Source organism: Streptomyces azureus, from assembly GCF_001270025.1.
Lineage (GTDB): Bacteria > Actinomycetota > Actinomycetes > Streptomycetales > Streptomycetaceae > Streptomyces > Streptomyces azureus.
Window position 1 is genome coordinate 349,348 of sequence record NZ_DF968533.1, and the last position, 14,247, is coordinate 363,594.

The window sequence follows — 14,247 nt, forward strand, 5'->3', positions numbered from 1 at the left end:
AAGCCCCCGTCCCGCCTCGTGCGGAACGGGGGCTTCTCCCGTATGCCCTGCGCGGCTCACAACTCCTGCCCTGCGCGGCTCACAATTCCAGCGGGTCCAGCGCCCCGAGCTGCTGCATCAGCCCCAGCCGGTCGTACTGCCACCAGCCCTCGGCGAGCTTCCCGTCCGGGGTACAGCGGTGGATGGTCGTTCCCGTCATGGTGACGTCCTGTCCGGTCGGCGGGATCCCGAGGAAGTCGCCCTTGTGCCTGCCGTGGAAGGTCCACCGGGTGCAGACCCGGTCGCCCTGGGCGATCTGGTCCTCGATGGTGAACGAGAAGTCGAACCCGCCCCGCCACACCTCCACCTCGCGCCGCACCGCGTCCAGCCCGATGACGTCCTGCGGATTGGCGGGATCGTGGTCGTGGTAGCCCTCGATGAACACGTCGTTGAACGCGGGCGCCGCACCCTGCCCGGGCGCCAGCTCGAAGAACCTGCGCGCGGTGGCCGAGTTCAGCTGCTCGTCCCGCACCACGTCCAGGTCCGTGAACGTCGGCGTCTCGTCGCAGAGCGCCACCATCTCCTGGAAGATCCGGTCGGTCTCCGGGAGCTCGGAGTTCCGCATCGCCTCCTCGTACGACGGGAACTCCACGATCTCGACGATGTGCGAGGCGTCGGCCCGGTCCTTCGCCACCACACTGTGCGTAGCGGTCCGCTTGCCCTTGGTCTGCTCGACCCACCTGTCCATCAGCCGGTTCATCTCGTCGAGCCGGCTGGTCCTGCATTCGATGAGCTGTACGAAGGTCATGCTCTCGCCTCCGGCCCCCCTGGGTCCGGCTGAACAGCTCCATTGTCCTAGCCGGAGGGGCGCTGTGCCTCTCGGGGCTTCGGCACCATTGCGGCATGCACGCACGGGGGGTCGGTCGTCTCGGCAGGGGGTTACACCGAGGTCGCCGTCACGGGGGACAACAGCCAGGAGTCGGAACCCGCCGCCGTGGCGTTCCTCGTCGAAGCCTTCCGGCCCGCGCCTACTGCGGCCCGTACTTCCGGCCCGTCTTGGACGAGACAGCCCCGAGCACCCCCCGCGGCACCAGCCTCGCCGCCCCCATCAGCGCCTTGTAGCGCGGGTCCGGGATGGACAGCGTCTTGCCGCGTGCCAGGTCGTGCAGTGCCGCCGCCACCAGCTTGTCCGCGTCGAGCCACATCCAGCCCGGGATGTTGTCCGTGCCCATGCCGGCCCGCTCGTGGAACTCGGTGCGCACGAAACCGGGGCAGAGCGCCATCAGCCGTACGCCGCTGCCGGCCAGGTCGCGCGCGGCACCCTGGGAGAACTGCACGACCCAGGCCTTGGACGCGCCGTAGGTGCCCCGCGGGACGAACGCGGCCACCGACGCGACGTTCACCACGCCGCCGCGGCCGCGTTCCCGCATGGCCTCCGTCGCCGCGGACGTCAGCCGCAGCACCGCCTCGCAGTGCACCTTCAGCATCCGCAGCTCGTCGGCCATGGGCACGTCGAGATAGCGCCCCTTGTTACCGAAGCCGGCGTTGTTGATCAGCAGGTCGACGGGGTTCTTCCGGTCGCCCAGCCGGTCGGCCACCGACTCGATGCCCTTGTCCTCGGCGAGGTCGGCCGTCAGCACCTCCGCCTCGATGCCGTGCCGGTCGTGCAGCTCGGTCGCCTGCTCCCGGAGCCGCTTGGTGTCGCGGGCCACCAGCACCAGGTTGTGTCCGTCCGCCGCCAGTCGCCGCGCGAACGCGGCCCCGATGCCTGCCGTCGATCCCGTAATCAGAGCCGTTGTCATGGCAGAAGGTTAGTGACCTGGACCATGTGCGTCCGCTTCCGTGCGGGCATCTCGCCGGTGAAGGGTCGGTGGAGACCCGCACGGTGAGTGGCCGTCAGGCCCCGTGCTTCTCCGCGTACTCCCGCGCCAGCCTCAGCGACTCGGGGTGCAGCGCCTCGCCGGCCGCCAGCAGCCGCGGCAGCAGTGTCCGCTCGGTGGTCACCGCGCGGAACTGGAGGGCTACGGTCACGTCGTGCTCCGGCCGGTGCACGATCTCGACCGGGTCGCCCGCCCGAATCTCACCGGGCTCGATCACCCGCAGATACGCGCCGGGCGCTCCTCGCTGCGTGAACCGCTTCACCCACTGCTTCTCGCCCAGATGGCCCTGGAATGTGCGGCACGGGATCCGCCCGCAGGTGACCTCCAGCACCACCGCGGGCCCGACGCGCCAGCGCTCGCCGATCCGCGCCCCGGAGACGTCGAGGCCCTCGGTCGTGAGGTTCTCGCCGAACGCCCCGTGCGCCAGCGGCCGGCCCAGCTCGCGCTCCCACGCCTCCAGGTCCTCGCGGGCCATCGCGTAGACCGCCTGGTCGTCGCCGCCGTGGTGCTCCAGCTTGCACACCGCGTCCCCGGCCAGCCCGCTCCCGCCGACGCCCTTGGGCCCGGGCGCCGACACCCGCACGGGCCCGTCCACCGGCTGCTTGTCGATTCCGGTCACACCCTCCGGGTTGTCCGTGTACGGCACAGCCTTGGCACGGCCCAGATTCACTGACAGAAGCTTCATACCCGCACGGTAGGGGACCCGCCCTCAAAGCGTCGACGCAATATCGGGAGCGGTTTCAAAGCGCCGCTTATCCTCGAAGGGTGATCGAAGCTCGTCATCTCCGCGTACTGCGCGCCGTCGCGGCCACCGGCTCCTTCTCCGCCGCGGGGCGCGAACTGGGCTGCACCCAGCCCGCCGTCAGCCAGCAGATGAAGGCCCTGGAAGCCTCCGTCGGCACACCTCTGCTGATCCGCACGGGACGCGAGATGCGCCTGACCCAGGCAGGCGAGGCGCTGGTGCGGCACGCCGCCGGGATCCTCGCCGGACTCACGGCAGCGGAGGAGGAGGTCGCCGCCATCGCCGGGCTGCGGGCCGGGCGGGTCCGGCTCGTCTCCTTCCCCAGCGGCAGCTCCACCCTGGTGCCGACCGCCCTCGCCGCGCTGCGCGACGCGCACCCCGGCACCCGGGTCTTCCTGGAGGAGGCCGAACCGCCCGCGTCCGTCGGCATGCTGCGCGAGGGCGACTGCGACGTGGCGCTCGCCTTCCGCTACGAGGGCGCGGCGGGCGCCGAGGAGTGGGAGGACCTCGTCGTGCGGCCCCTGCTGACGGACCGGCTCGTCGCACTCGTGCCGGAGCGGCACCGGCTCGCGGGCGCGGAGTCCGTCGCGATCGGCGAACTCGCCAGGGAGCCGTGGATCGCCGGCTGCCCGCGCTGCCGCGGCCAGCTGGTCGAGGTGTGCGCGGCGGCCGGCTTCACTCCGCGCATCGACTTCGCGACCGATGACTACCCGGCGGTCGCCGGCCTGGTCGGCGCCGGTCTCGGCGTGGCCGTGCTGCCCCAGCTGGCCGTCGAATCCGTACGGCCCCGGGGGGTGCGGACCGTGACACTGGAACCCGCGGTGCGCCGGGAGATCGTCGCGCTCACCCTGCCCGACCTCGCACAGGTCCCGGCGGTGGCGGCGACGCTCGACCAACTGGCACGGGCGGGCCACCGCTAGCCACAACGGTGGTGACCGGTTTCCGGGCACCGTGGAAGCGCGTCAAAAACCAACGGCACGCGTGCGCGTGCCTGTCTCGCAGAAACGTTCCTTCAGTTGTTCGAGGCGGCGTGCCCGCCGGATGTCGACGCCGACACCAGCCGGTTGCGCGCCCGCCCCATCAGCTCTTCGCGTTCGTCCTCGGTCAGCCCGCCCCACACGCCGTACGGCTCACGCACCGCCAGCGCGTGGGCAGCGCACTCGGCACGCACAGGGCATCTCATGCAGACCTCTTTGGCCGAGTTCTCGCGAGCGCTCCGAGCCGCACCGCGCTCGCCCTCCGGATGGAAGAAGAGCGAGCTGTCCACCCCACGACAGGCAGCCAGCAGCTGCCAGTCCCACAGGTCCGCGTTCGGTCCGGGAAGGCGGGAGAAATCTGCCATTACGTGACCCCTTGTAGCCGTTCTGGGCGGATCTGGTGTCCACGACCGTACAACTACGATCTAAGGAGATGAAAATATGACTCATTGCGAATCTAGCTCCAGACACCGGCAAAGCGGAAGAAAAGGGTCTGAATGGGGCATAGCTTGTGATGAAAGTTCGAGGGTCTGTTGCGCATATCTGCACCGTGTTCGGCCCCTCACGTAGAGTGCCGAAGATGTCAGCCACCCCCGTAACTCTTTCGAGTGACCGTCGTTGAGAGTGCGAGGCGGTTGAAGGAACAAGTGCTCGGGCGGGCGTCCGAGACGGTCGACCGCACAGGTGACGATTTCGTACCAGCCTGGAGGCTCAAGGTGACGCGCATCAGCTGCGGAGGGCGGCCATGACTTCCGTCCTCGTCTGCGACGACTCCCCGCTTGCCCGAGAGGCGCTCCGTCGCGCGGTCGCAACCGTGCCCGGCGTAGAGCGCGTGACGACGGCGGCCAACGGCGAGGAAGTCCTCCGCCGCTGGGGGGCCGACCGCTCGGACCTGATTCTGATGGACGTACGCATGCCCGGACTGGGCGGCGTCGAGACGGTCCGGCGGCTGCTGTCCGCCGACCCCGGTGCGCGCATCATCATGCTCACCGTCGCCGAGGACCTGGACGGTGTGGCCCTCGCGGTCGCCGCCGGTGCCCGCGGCTATCTGCACAAGGACGCCTCCCGCGCGGAACTCCGCGCGACGGTGACGCAGGCCCTGGCCGACCCGACCTGGCGGCTCGCCCCGCGCCGGCTGCGTTCGGCCGAGATGGGTGCCGCGCCGACGCTCACGGCGCGTGAGATCCAGGTCCTCGAAGGCATGAGCCACGGCCGCTCGAACGCGGAGATCGGCCGCGAGCTGTTCCTCTCCGAGGACACCGTCAAGACGCACGCCCGGCGCCTGTTCAAGAAGCTCGGCGCCTCGGACCGGGCCCACGCCGTGGCGCTCGGCTTCCGGTGGGGGCTGGTGCGCTAGGGGGTGTCCGCGAAGTCCCGGCGTCCGCCCGGAGGGCGGGCGCTGCGGCGTTCGGTGCGTGCTCTCGGCGTGCCAGGCGGATGCCCGCGTACTGGTGGTACGCGGGTGGTCGCCCGGTGCGCCGAGAGTGGAGGTCCCCCCTGCTCGAAGAGCTTGGGGGAGTGCCGGGCGTCGCAGGGCAGGCCGGACTTCGCGGACACCCCCTGGGGCCTGTCCTTCGGATCGGGCCGGCTTCCACGCGCGGTGTCCGGCGCGAGCCGGGGAGCGGGGGCATGCGGATGCCCCCGCGCGAGCCGCACCAGCGCGTGCGCAAGCCGGCGGCCGACGACAACGCCGGTGGGGGTCCCGCCCTGCCCGAGCGAGGGCGAGAGCTCGGGAGGGTGCCTGCGAGGACCCGCGTCCCCGGGATGATCCGAACGGCAGGCCCTGGGGACGATCGCGGATGTGGCGGCGGTCGCAATGGGGGTACGGAAAGCCAGGTCGGCGGGGGCGGGCCGGGGGTCCGCCGGATGCCCGCTGCTCGTTTCGCCGCGGATGCCGCATCCTTGAGGGTGTGGAGTTCCTCGGGGACGAGTCGGTCGAGCGGAAGGGGAGGGCGCAGGGTATGAGTTCCGGCGCACCTGCTCATAACGCTTCGGTGCACAACAACGGGCGCGGTGCCACGGACCCGGCGGCCGCAAGGCACCATGGACCGATGCGCGACGACGAGGCGGTCAATGCCCGAGGGGCGATCGGCGCGCTCGTCCACCGCGCCGTCGACGGGGACGAGCAGGCCACGCACGACCTGCTCGCCCATGTCCATCCCCTGGCCCTGCGCTACTGCCGCACCCGTCTGTCCCGCCTCCCGGGCGACGCCCGGCACTTCGTGGAGGACCTCGCCCAGGAAGTCTGCGTGGCCGTGCTCCTCGCGCTGCCCCGCTACCGGGACACCGGGCGCCCCTTCGAGGCGTTCGTGTTCGCCATCGCCGCGCACAAGGTCGCCGACCTCCAGCGCGCGGCGATGCGGCACCCGGGCTCGACGGCCGTCCCCTCGGACGAGATGCCCGAGCGGCCCGACGACTCCCTGGGCCCGGAGGAGCGCGCCCTGCTGAGCAGCGACGCGGAATGGGCCAAGAAACTCCTGGCCAACCTGCCCGAGAACCAGCGGGAGCTGCTGCTGCTGCGGATCGCGGTGGGGTTGACGGCGGAGGAGACGGGTCAGATGTTGGGAATGTCACCCGGCGCGGTCCGTGTGGCCCAGCACCGGGCCCTGAGCAGGCTGAGGGCGCTCGCCGAGCAGTAGTGCCTTCGTTGAACAGGGAGTGCGCCGGTTCCGTACGAAGATACGAAGCCCCCGGTCAGGCGGAACACTGGAATTCGGGCTCTCTGCTTCCCGTTAGCATGGACATCCGCACCGATCAAGGCCATTTGGGGAAGGTGTCATGACTGCCAACGTCGACGGCGTGCCCGACAAATTCGCGACACTCGGGCTGACCTACGACGACGTGCTGCTGCTGCCGGGTGCATCCGAGGTGCTCCCCAACGCGGTCGACACCTCGTCCCGCATCTCCCGCAACGTCCGGGTGAACATCCCGCTGCTCTCCGCGGCGATGGACAAGGTCACCGAGTCCCGCATGGCGATCGCCATGGCCCGCCAGGGCGGCGTCGGCGTACTGCACCGCAATCTCTCCGTCGAGGACCAGGTCAACCAGGTCGACCTGGTGAAGCGCTCCGAGTCCGGCATGGTCACCGACCCCATCACGGTGCACCCGGACGCGACGCTGGCCGAGGCCGACGCCCTGTGCGCCAAGTTCCGCATCAGCGGCGTTCCGGTGACCGACCCGGCCGGCAAGCTGCTCGGCATCGTCACCAACCGTGACATGGCCTTCGAGACCGACCGCACCCGTCAGGTGCGCGAGGTCATGACCCCGATGCCGCTCGTGACCGGCAAGGTCGGCATCTCCGGGCCGGACGCCATGGAGCTGCTGCGCCGCCACAAGATCGAGAAGCTTCCGCTGGTCGACGACGCGGGTGTCCTCAAGGGCCTCATCACGGTCAAGGACTTCGTCAAGGCCGAGCAGTACCCCAACGCCGCCAAGGACGCCGAGGGCCGCCTGATCGTCGGTGCCGCCGTCGGTGCCAGCCCCGAGGCGCTGGAGCGGGCCCAGGCGCTGGCCGAGGCCGGTGTGGACTTCCTGGTCGTCGACACCTCGCACGGCCACAACAGCAACGCCCTCAGCTGGATGTCGAAGATCAAGTCGAGTGTCGGTGTCGACGTGATCGGCGGCAACGTCGCCACCCGTGACGGCGCCCAGGCGCTGATCGACGCCGGCGTCGACGGCATCAAGGTCGGCGTGGGCCCCGGCTCGATCTGCACCACCCGGGTCGTCGCCGGTATCGGTGTCCCGCAGGTCACGGCCATCTACGAGGCGTCCCTCGCGGCCCGTCCGGCGGGCGTCCCGCTGATCGGTGACGGCGGTCTGCAGTACTCCGGCGACATCGGCAAGGCGCTGGCCGCCGGCGCCGACACGGTGATGCTGGGCAGCCTCCTCGCCGGCTGCGAGGAGTCGCCCGGCGAGCTCCAGTTCATCAACGGCAAGCAGTTCAAGTCCTACCGCGGCATGGGCTCGCTCGGCGCGATGCAGTCCCGGGGCCAGGGCCGGTCGTACTCGAAGGACCGCTACTTCCAGGCCGAGGTGGCCGCCGACGACAAGCTCGTGCCCGAGGGCATCGAGGGCCAGGTGCCCTACCGCGGCCCGCTGGCCAACGTGCTGCACCAGCTCGTCGGCGGTCTGCGCCAGACCATGGGCTACGTGGGCGCCGCCACCATCGAGGAGATGGAGAGCAAGGGCCGCTTCGTCCGGATCACCTCGGCGGGCCTCAAGGAGAGCCACCCGCACGACATCCAGATGACGGTCGAGGCGCCGAACTACAGCCGTAGCAAGTGACGGCCACGCGCGCGTGAGGCACAGCGAGGGCGGCCCCGGAGCATCCGGGGCCGCCCTCGTCGTGCCCGTCGGCGATACTGGAAGACGCTGAAACGCAACAGGGAAAGGCCACAGACGTGACTGAGATCGAGATCGGGCGCGGCAAGCGCGGCCGCCGGGCGTACGCCTTCGACGACATCGCCGTCGTCCCCAGCCGCCGTACGCGGGACCCGAAGGAGGTCTCGATCGCCTGGCAGATCGACGCCTACCGCTTCGAGCTGCCGTTCCTGGCCGCCCCCATGGACTCGGTCGTCTCCCCGGCCACCGCCATCCGCATCGGCGAGCTCGGCGGCCTGGGCGTGCTCAACCTCGAGGGCCTGTGGACGCGCTACGAGGACCCGCAGCCGCTGCTCGACGAGATCGCCGAGCTGCCCGCCGAGGCGGCGACCCGGCGCCTCCAGGAGATCTACGCCGCGCCCATCAAGGAGGAGCTGATCGGCGCGCGGATCAAGGAGGTGCGCGACTCGGGCGTGGTCACGGCCGCGGCGCTCTCCCCGCAGCGCACGGCCCAGTTCTCCAAGGCCGTCGTCGACGCGGGCGTGGACCTCTTCGTCATCCGCGGTACGACGGTCTCCGCCGAGCACGTCTCCGGTTCGCACGAGCCGCTGAACCTGAAGCAGTTCATCTACGAGCTGGACGTCCCGGTGATCGTCGGCGGCTGCGCCACGTACACCGCGGCCCTGCACCTGATGCGCACCGGCGCGGCCGGCGTGCTGGTCGGCTTCGGTGGCGGCGCCGCGCACACCACGCGCAACGTGCTGGGTATCCAGGTGCCGATGGCGACGGCGGTCGCCGACGTGGCCGCGGCCCGCCGGGACTACATGGACGAGTCCGGCGGCCGGTACGTGCACGTGATCGCGGACGGCGGTGTCGGCTGGTCCGGCGACCTGCCCAAGGCGATCGCCTGCGGCGCCGACGCGGTCATGATGGGCTCCCCGCTCGCCCGCGCCACCGACGGCCCGGGCAAGGGCAACCACTGGGGCATGGAGGCCGTCAACGAGGAGCTCCCGCGCGGCCAGAAGGTCGACCTCGGCACGGTCGGCACCATCGAGGAGATCCTCACGGGCCCGTCCCACACCCCCGACGGCTCGATGAACCTCTTCGGCGCGCTGCGGCGGGCGATGGCCACGACCGGGTACAGCGAGCTGAAGGAGTTCCAGCGGGTCGAGGTGACGGTGGCGGACTCGCAGCACCGGCGGTAGTCGGTAGCCCCCAGGACGAGGAAGGGCCTGGTCACTCGGGTGAGTGACCAGGCCCTTTGGCGTGCCCAACTGGCCCTGGCGGGGCGCGTGTTGGCGTATGGGGGCGCGTGGTTGCCTTCGGGCCGGATGGCGCGGTGGAGGGCGGTTTCGAGGCGCTAGTGTCCGTGATCGGCGCCCCAGGTTCTTCTGGGTGCCCCCTTCCAAGGACACGGTTCCGGACCCCGGCCCCTCGGGGCCCGGCCCGATTCCGACGTGCTGCCTACCGGGCCAATGGGTGGCGTCGTGGAAGGGGGCGCCCATGGGACGCCACCGTAAGTCCACCCGCTGGGACCGACTCCGTCTTCGGATGGTGCAGTGCCGGAGGAGGTGGATCTTGCGACTTTTCGGATGGTGAGCGGCCGCCCCCACGAGACCTAGGGGCGGACACTCCGTGATCCATCCAGGAGCCTGCCGCAGTGCCCTCTGCGGTGGGCTCCGCCTTGCTTCGGATGGTGAGCGGCCGCCCCCAAGAGAGCTAGGGGCGGACACTCCGTGATCCATCCAGGAGCCTGCCGCAGTGCCCTCTGCGGTGGGCTCCACCGTCTCCCAAGGTACTGGCGGCGGGGTGCCCCGCGCCACCAGCCCAGGGGGCTCAGCGCCCCCACGCGCCCCTCTTCACAACCGATGCGCCGCCCCCGTGGGCGCCGCCCCCCGGGTGTCCAGCAGCAGCTGTGCCTTCACTGACAGGCCTTGCAGGTCGTATGTGCGGTGCTGCTGGAGGAGGACGGTCAGGTCCGCGTCGGCGACCGCCTCGTAGAGGGAGTCCACGCGGGGGACGGGGCGGTCGAGGACGCTCCAGGTGGGGACGTGCGGGTCGTGGTAGCTGACCGAGGCGCCCAGTTCCATCAGGCGCAGGGCGATCTCCTGGGCGGGCGTGCCGTGCAGGTCGGCGAGGTCGGGCTTGTAGGTGACGCCCAGGAGCAGCACGCGTGCGCCCCGGGCCGACTTGCCGTGCTCGTTGAGGAGCGTGGCGGCGCGCTGGACGACGTAGCCGGGCATCCGGCTGTTGACCTGCTGGGCCAGTTCCACCATGCGCAGGGTGCGGCCGCCGTGGGCGGTCAGGTCCTGCGGGACGGCGTGGCCGCCGACGCCGGGGCCGGGGCGGAAGGCCTGGAAGCCGAACGGCTTGGTCTCGGCGCAGCGGACGACGTCCCACAGGTCGACGCCCAGGTCGTGGCAGAGGACGGCCATCTCGTTGACGAGGGCGATGTTGACGTGCCGGTAGTTGGTCTCCAGGAGCTGCACGGTCTCCGCCTCGCGGGGTCCACGCGCGCGTACCACCTTGTCGGTGAGCCGTCCGTAGAAGGCGGCGGCCGACTCCGTGCAGGCCGGGGTGAGGCCGCCGAGGACCTTGGGGGTGTTGGCGGGGGTGAAGTCGCGGTTGCCGGGGTCGACGCGGCTGGGGGAGTAGGCGAGGTGGAAGTCGCGGCCCGCGCGCAGACCCGATCCCTCTTCGAGGAGGGGGCGCAGGATTTCCTCTGTGGTCCCTGGGTACACAGGGGACTCCAGGATCACAGTGGTGTGCGGGCGCAGGTGTGCGGCCAGGGTGCGGGCGGCCGTCTCCAGCTGGCTCAGGTCGAGTCCGCCGTCCGCGCCCCGCGGGGTCGGTGCGCAGATGACCGCGGTGCGCACCCGGCCGAGCTCGGCGGCGTTCGTGGCCGGCCGGAAGCCCCCCGAGAGCATCCGGCGCTGTTCGGCCGCGCTGAGGGAGCCGGCCTCGGGGCCGGTCCGGTAGCCGATGGTGGCGACACCGACGGCGACGGCGGCCTGGGCCAGGGGCAGGCCGTACGGGCCGAGTCCGATGACGGCGAGATCTGCGGGCATGGCGTGGCCGTCCTTCCCAGTAGCCGAAGTGGGACAGGTGCGCAAGCCCTGTGGACAGGACGGGCGAGCGCAATGTCAGACTAGGAGTAAATATGACCGATATGCGGGATTGCTCGCCCGAGTTTCGGTGAGTGTTCCGTGAGCGTTGTCCACAGGCTTACGGCCCGTGGTGGCTGAAGTCGGGCAACACGGTCAGAATTTGGGCATGGGGGATACGGACGGGGTCTCACCCGACGGGTGCGGCCTGCGCGACCGAGGCGGCACCAGCCGCCGCGATGAGCGGGAGGCAGCGGTGAGGACAGCGACACTCGGGCCGGCGCAGCGCGTCGAGTCACTCGCATCTATGGCCGAGCGCGAGCTGGACGTGCTGGTGGTGGGCGCAGGCGTGGTCGGTGCGGGCACCGCACTCGACGCCGCGACCCGGGGCCTGTCCACGGGACTGGTCGAGGCGCGTGACTGGGCGTCCGGCACCTCCAGCCGGTCCAGCAAGCTGATCCACGGCGGCCTGCGCTATCTGGAGATGCTCGACTTCGCGCTCGTACGGGAGGCCCTGAAGGAACGCGGCCTGCTGCTGGAGCGGCTCGCCCCGCATCTGGTGAAGCCCGTGCCGTTCCTGTACCCCTTGCAGCGCAAGGGCTGGGAGCGCCTGTACGCCGGGTCGGGCGTCGCGATGTACGACGCCATGTCCATGGCGCGAGGTCATGGCCGGGGCCTGCCCATGCACCGCCATCTGACCCGCTCTCACGCCCTGCGCGTGGCGCCCTGCTTGAAGAAGGACGCGCTGGTCGGGGCGCTTCAGTACTACGACGCCCAGATGGACGACGCCCGCTATGTGGCGACCCTGGTGCGCACGGCGGTGGCGTACGGCGCGAAGGCCGCCAACCGCGCGCGGGTCACGGGCTTCCTGCGCGAGGGCGAGCGGGTCGTCGGCGCGAAGGTGCAGGACGTCGAGGCCGGCGGCGAGTACGAGATCCGCGCCAAGCAGGTCGTCAACGCGACCGGCGTGTGGACGGACGACACCCAGGCGATGGTCGGCGAGCGCGGCCAGTTCCACGTACGGGCGTCCAAGGGCATCCACCTGGTGGTGCCGCGCGACCGGATCCACTCCACGACCGGGCTGATCCTGCGCACGGAGAAGTCCGTGCTGTTCGTCATCCCCTGGGGCCGGCACTGGATCGTCGGGACCACGGACACCGACTGGGACCTCGACAAGGCCCACCCTGCCGCGTCCAGTGCCGACATCGACTACCTGCTGGACCACGTGAACTCGGTGCTCGCGGTGCCGCTCACCAGGGACGACGTCCAGGGCGTGTACGCGGGCCTGCGGCCGCTGCTCGCGGGGGAGTCGGATGCCACCAGCAAGCTGTCGCGCGAGCACACCGTGGCGCATCCCGTGCCCGGGCTCGTCGTCGTGGCGGGCGGCAAGTACACCACCTACCGGGTCATGGCCAAGGACGCGGTGGACGCGGCGGTGCACGGGCTCGACATGCGCGTCGCCGAGTGCGTCACCGAGGACGTGCCGCTGCTGGGCGCCGAGGGCTACCGGGCGCTGTGGAACGCGCGGGCGCGGATCGCGGCCCGGACCGGACTCCATGTGGTGCGGGTGGAACACCTGCTGAACCGGTACGGCACGCTGGCCGAGGAGGTCCTCGCCCTCATCGCCGAGAACCCGTCGCTGGGCGAGCCTCTGGTGGCGGCCGACGACTATCTGCGCGCCGAGATCGTGTACGCGGCCTCGCACGAAGGGGCGCGGCACCTCGACGACGTGCTGACCCGGCGTACGCGCATCTCCATCGAGACCTTCGACCGGGGCACGCGCAGCGCTCGCGACGCCGCCGGGCTGATGGCCCCGGTCCTCGGCTGGGACAAGGACCAGATCGAGCGCGAGGTGCAGCACTACGAGAAGCGGGTGGAGGCGGAGCGGGAGTCGCAGCGCCAGCCGGACGACCTGACGGCGGACGCGGCCCGGCTGGGGGCGCCGGACATCGTGCCGCTGTAGGCGGCTGTTCCCGCGAACCGGGCGGCGTTCCCGACATCACCCGAACGAGCGTCGGGAATCGGGATCTTCGTTCGGAACCCGGTCGTTCTACGAGGTGCGCGGGCAGAACTCGGCCTCGAGTACCGCGGGTTCGAGACCGGGATCTGCGATCGCGTCCGTGTTCACGCGGAAGGTGAGGACACGCCGGCCGTCGACGGTGGCTGCGGTGCGCACGTAGCTGCCGGATATGTGCCCGTTGTGCCCCCATACCGTGGTGCCGCACGGCAGTTTCTCGGGAAACAGACCCATGCCGTACGCGCCGTGTGCTGCACGGGTGTCGAGCATCTCGCGCAGCCCGCGCGGGGGCAGCAGCCGGCCGCCGAGCAGGGCCGAGTAGAAGCGGTCCAGATCGGCGAGGGTGGTCACCAACTCGCCCGCGGCGCCGGCCACCCGCGGGTCGAGATCGGTGACGTCGGTTCCGTCGGCGGCGTAGGCGCGGCCGTGCGGAGAGGGCAGCGAGGAGCGGGATCCAGGGAAGGAGGTGCCTGTCAGGCCCAGGGGAGTGATGATGCGGCGCTCGGCCTCGGTGGCGTACGAGTGGCCGGTGACCTGCTCCACGACCAGGCCGAGCAGGACGTAGTTGGTGTTCGAGTAGGAGAAGCGGCCGCGTTCGTCCGGGGGGTGGGTGAGTGCGATGCGTACGGCCTGACGGGGTGTGACGGGTGCGGTTCCGCCGGTGTCCCTGGTGTAGTCGTACAGGCCGCTGGTGTGGGTGAGCAGGGAACGAAGGGTCAGCGCGCGGCCGTCGTTGCCCGCGCCCCGCACCAGGCCGGGCAGGTGCTGCTCCACGGTGTCGGACAGCGACAGCCGGTGCTCGGCGGCCAGTTGCAGCACGACCGTCGCCATGAACGTCTTCGTGACGCTGCCGGCGCGGAAGTGGTCGGACCGGGCGATTCCCTGCCCGGCGTGGGCATAGCGGGTGGTGGTTCCCTCCCGGGCCAGCAGGGCCGCGGCGGGTGCTCTGCCCTGGGTGACCAGTAGCGGGAGAACCGCGTCCGTGGGCGGAGCGGAGAGAGCCGACGAATCGGCCGGAGGCAGGCCGAGGAGGGCGACGGACACGGGCAGGGCCAGCAATGTCCGAAAGGGCGGCACGCGGGCTCCTCCCTCGGCGGGGCGTCGGGGGCCCATCATGCAAGGCGGCGCGCGGTGTGCCGCAGCCGGGTTCCGGTGTGCGGACCGGCGGGGGCGTTCCGCCAGGGGGCCCCTGGGCGCTGGGCACTTGTCGGGTGAGAGACAATGGAGG

General features: G+C 71.1%; 12 protein-coding genes. 6 read left to right on the top strand and 6 right to left on the bottom strand.

Translation table 11 applies throughout. The features are described 5' to 3' along the window. Positions 1 to 79 precede the first annotated feature (79 nt). The 3 genes from AOQ53_RS39625 to AOQ53_RS39635 all read right to left on the bottom strand — a co-directional run bounded on the left by AOQ53_RS39625 (position 80) and on the right by AOQ53_RS39635 (position 2,544). On the bottom strand, positions 80 to 787 hold the full coding sequence (locus AOQ53_RS39625; RefSeq protein WP_059424899.1) for an ester cyclase: 708 nt from the start codon (positions 785 to 787) through the stop codon (positions 80 to 82). Between the two features lie 220 nt (positions 788 to 1,007). After that, positions 1,008 to 1,781, bottom strand: coding sequence for an SDR family NAD(P)-dependent oxidoreductase (locus AOQ53_RS39630; protein ID WP_059424904.1), 774 nt, complete (start codon positions 1,779 to 1,781; stop codon positions 1,008 to 1,010). A gap of 94 nt (positions 1,782 to 1,875) precedes the next feature. Continuing rightward, positions 1,876 to 2,544 carry an MOSC domain-containing protein gene (locus AOQ53_RS39635; protein ID WP_059424907.1) on the bottom strand — a complete coding sequence of 223 codons (669 nt, stop codon included), beginning with the start codon at positions 2,542 to 2,544 and terminating at the stop codon, positions 1,876 to 1,878. An 80-nt stretch (positions 2,545 to 2,624) separates the two neighbouring features. On the opposite strand from AOQ53_RS39635, the gene AOQ53_RS39640 reads away from it, so the two are divergent. Then, positions 2,625 to 3,521: a LysR family transcriptional regulator gene (locus AOQ53_RS39640; RefSeq protein WP_059424908.1), complete on the top strand. Its 897-nt coding sequence runs from the start codon at positions 2,625 to 2,627 to the stop codon at positions 3,519 to 3,521. Between the two features lie 92 nt (positions 3,522 to 3,613). On the opposite strand, the gene AOQ53_RS39645 is transcribed toward AOQ53_RS39640, so the two are convergent. Beyond that, positions 3,614 to 3,943, bottom strand: a complete 330-nt coding sequence (locus tag AOQ53_RS39645; protein WP_031119978.1) for a WhiB family transcriptional regulator — start codon at positions 3,941 to 3,943, stop codon at positions 3,614 to 3,616. Positions 3,944 to 4,323: 380 nt separating this feature from the next. Between AOQ53_RS39645 and AOQ53_RS39650 the strand changes: the two genes are divergently transcribed. From AOQ53_RS39650 to AOQ53_RS39665, 4 genes are all read left to right on the top strand, one after another. Beyond that, positions 4,324 to 4,935 (top strand): response regulator transcription factor, encoded by a 612-nt coding sequence (locus AOQ53_RS39650; protein WP_003948568.1) that lies wholly within the window; start codon positions 4,324 to 4,326, stop codon positions 4,933 to 4,935. A gap of 694 nt (positions 4,936 to 5,629) precedes the next feature. Beyond that, entirely contained in the window at positions 5,630 to 6,217 is a 588-nt protein-coding gene (locus AOQ53_RS39655; protein ID WP_059424910.1) for a sigma-70 family RNA polymerase sigma factor, read from the top strand. Positions 6,218 to 6,356: 139 nt separating this feature from the next. Continuing rightward, positions 6,357 to 7,862, top strand: coding sequence for an IMP dehydrogenase (gene guaB, locus AOQ53_RS39660; protein ID WP_059424911.1), 1,506 nt, complete (start codon positions 6,357 to 6,359; stop codon positions 7,860 to 7,862). A gap of 116 nt (positions 7,863 to 7,978) precedes the next feature. Further along, positions 7,979 to 9,103: a GuaB3 family IMP dehydrogenase-related protein gene (locus AOQ53_RS39665; RefSeq protein WP_059424913.1), complete on the top strand. Its 1,125-nt coding sequence runs from the start codon at positions 7,979 to 7,981 to the stop codon at positions 9,101 to 9,103. A 654-nt stretch (positions 9,104 to 9,757) separates the two neighbouring features. Here the strand turns inward: AOQ53_RS39665 and AOQ53_RS39670 are convergent. Then, positions 9,758 to 10,966 carry a nucleotide sugar dehydrogenase gene (locus AOQ53_RS39670; protein ID WP_059424914.1) on the bottom strand — a complete coding sequence of 403 codons (1,209 nt, stop codon included), beginning with the start codon at positions 10,964 to 10,966 and terminating at the stop codon, positions 9,758 to 9,760. Positions 10,967 to 11,258: 292 nt separating this feature from the next. On the opposite strand from AOQ53_RS39670, the gene AOQ53_RS39675 reads away from it, so the two are divergent. Further along, positions 11,259 to 12,965 carry a glycerol-3-phosphate dehydrogenase/oxidase gene (locus AOQ53_RS39675; RefSeq protein ID WP_078945717.1) on the top strand — a complete coding sequence of 569 codons (1,707 nt, stop codon included), beginning with the start codon at positions 11,259 to 11,261 and terminating at the stop codon, positions 12,963 to 12,965. Between the two features lie 87 nt (positions 12,966 to 13,052). On the opposite strand, the gene AOQ53_RS39680 is transcribed toward AOQ53_RS39675, so the two are convergent. Beyond that, positions 13,053 to 14,096 (bottom strand): serine hydrolase domain-containing protein, encoded by a 1,044-nt coding sequence (locus AOQ53_RS39680; protein ID WP_059424917.1) that lies wholly within the window; start codon positions 14,094 to 14,096, stop codon positions 13,053 to 13,055. Positions 14,097 to 14,247: the final 151 nt, after the last annotated feature.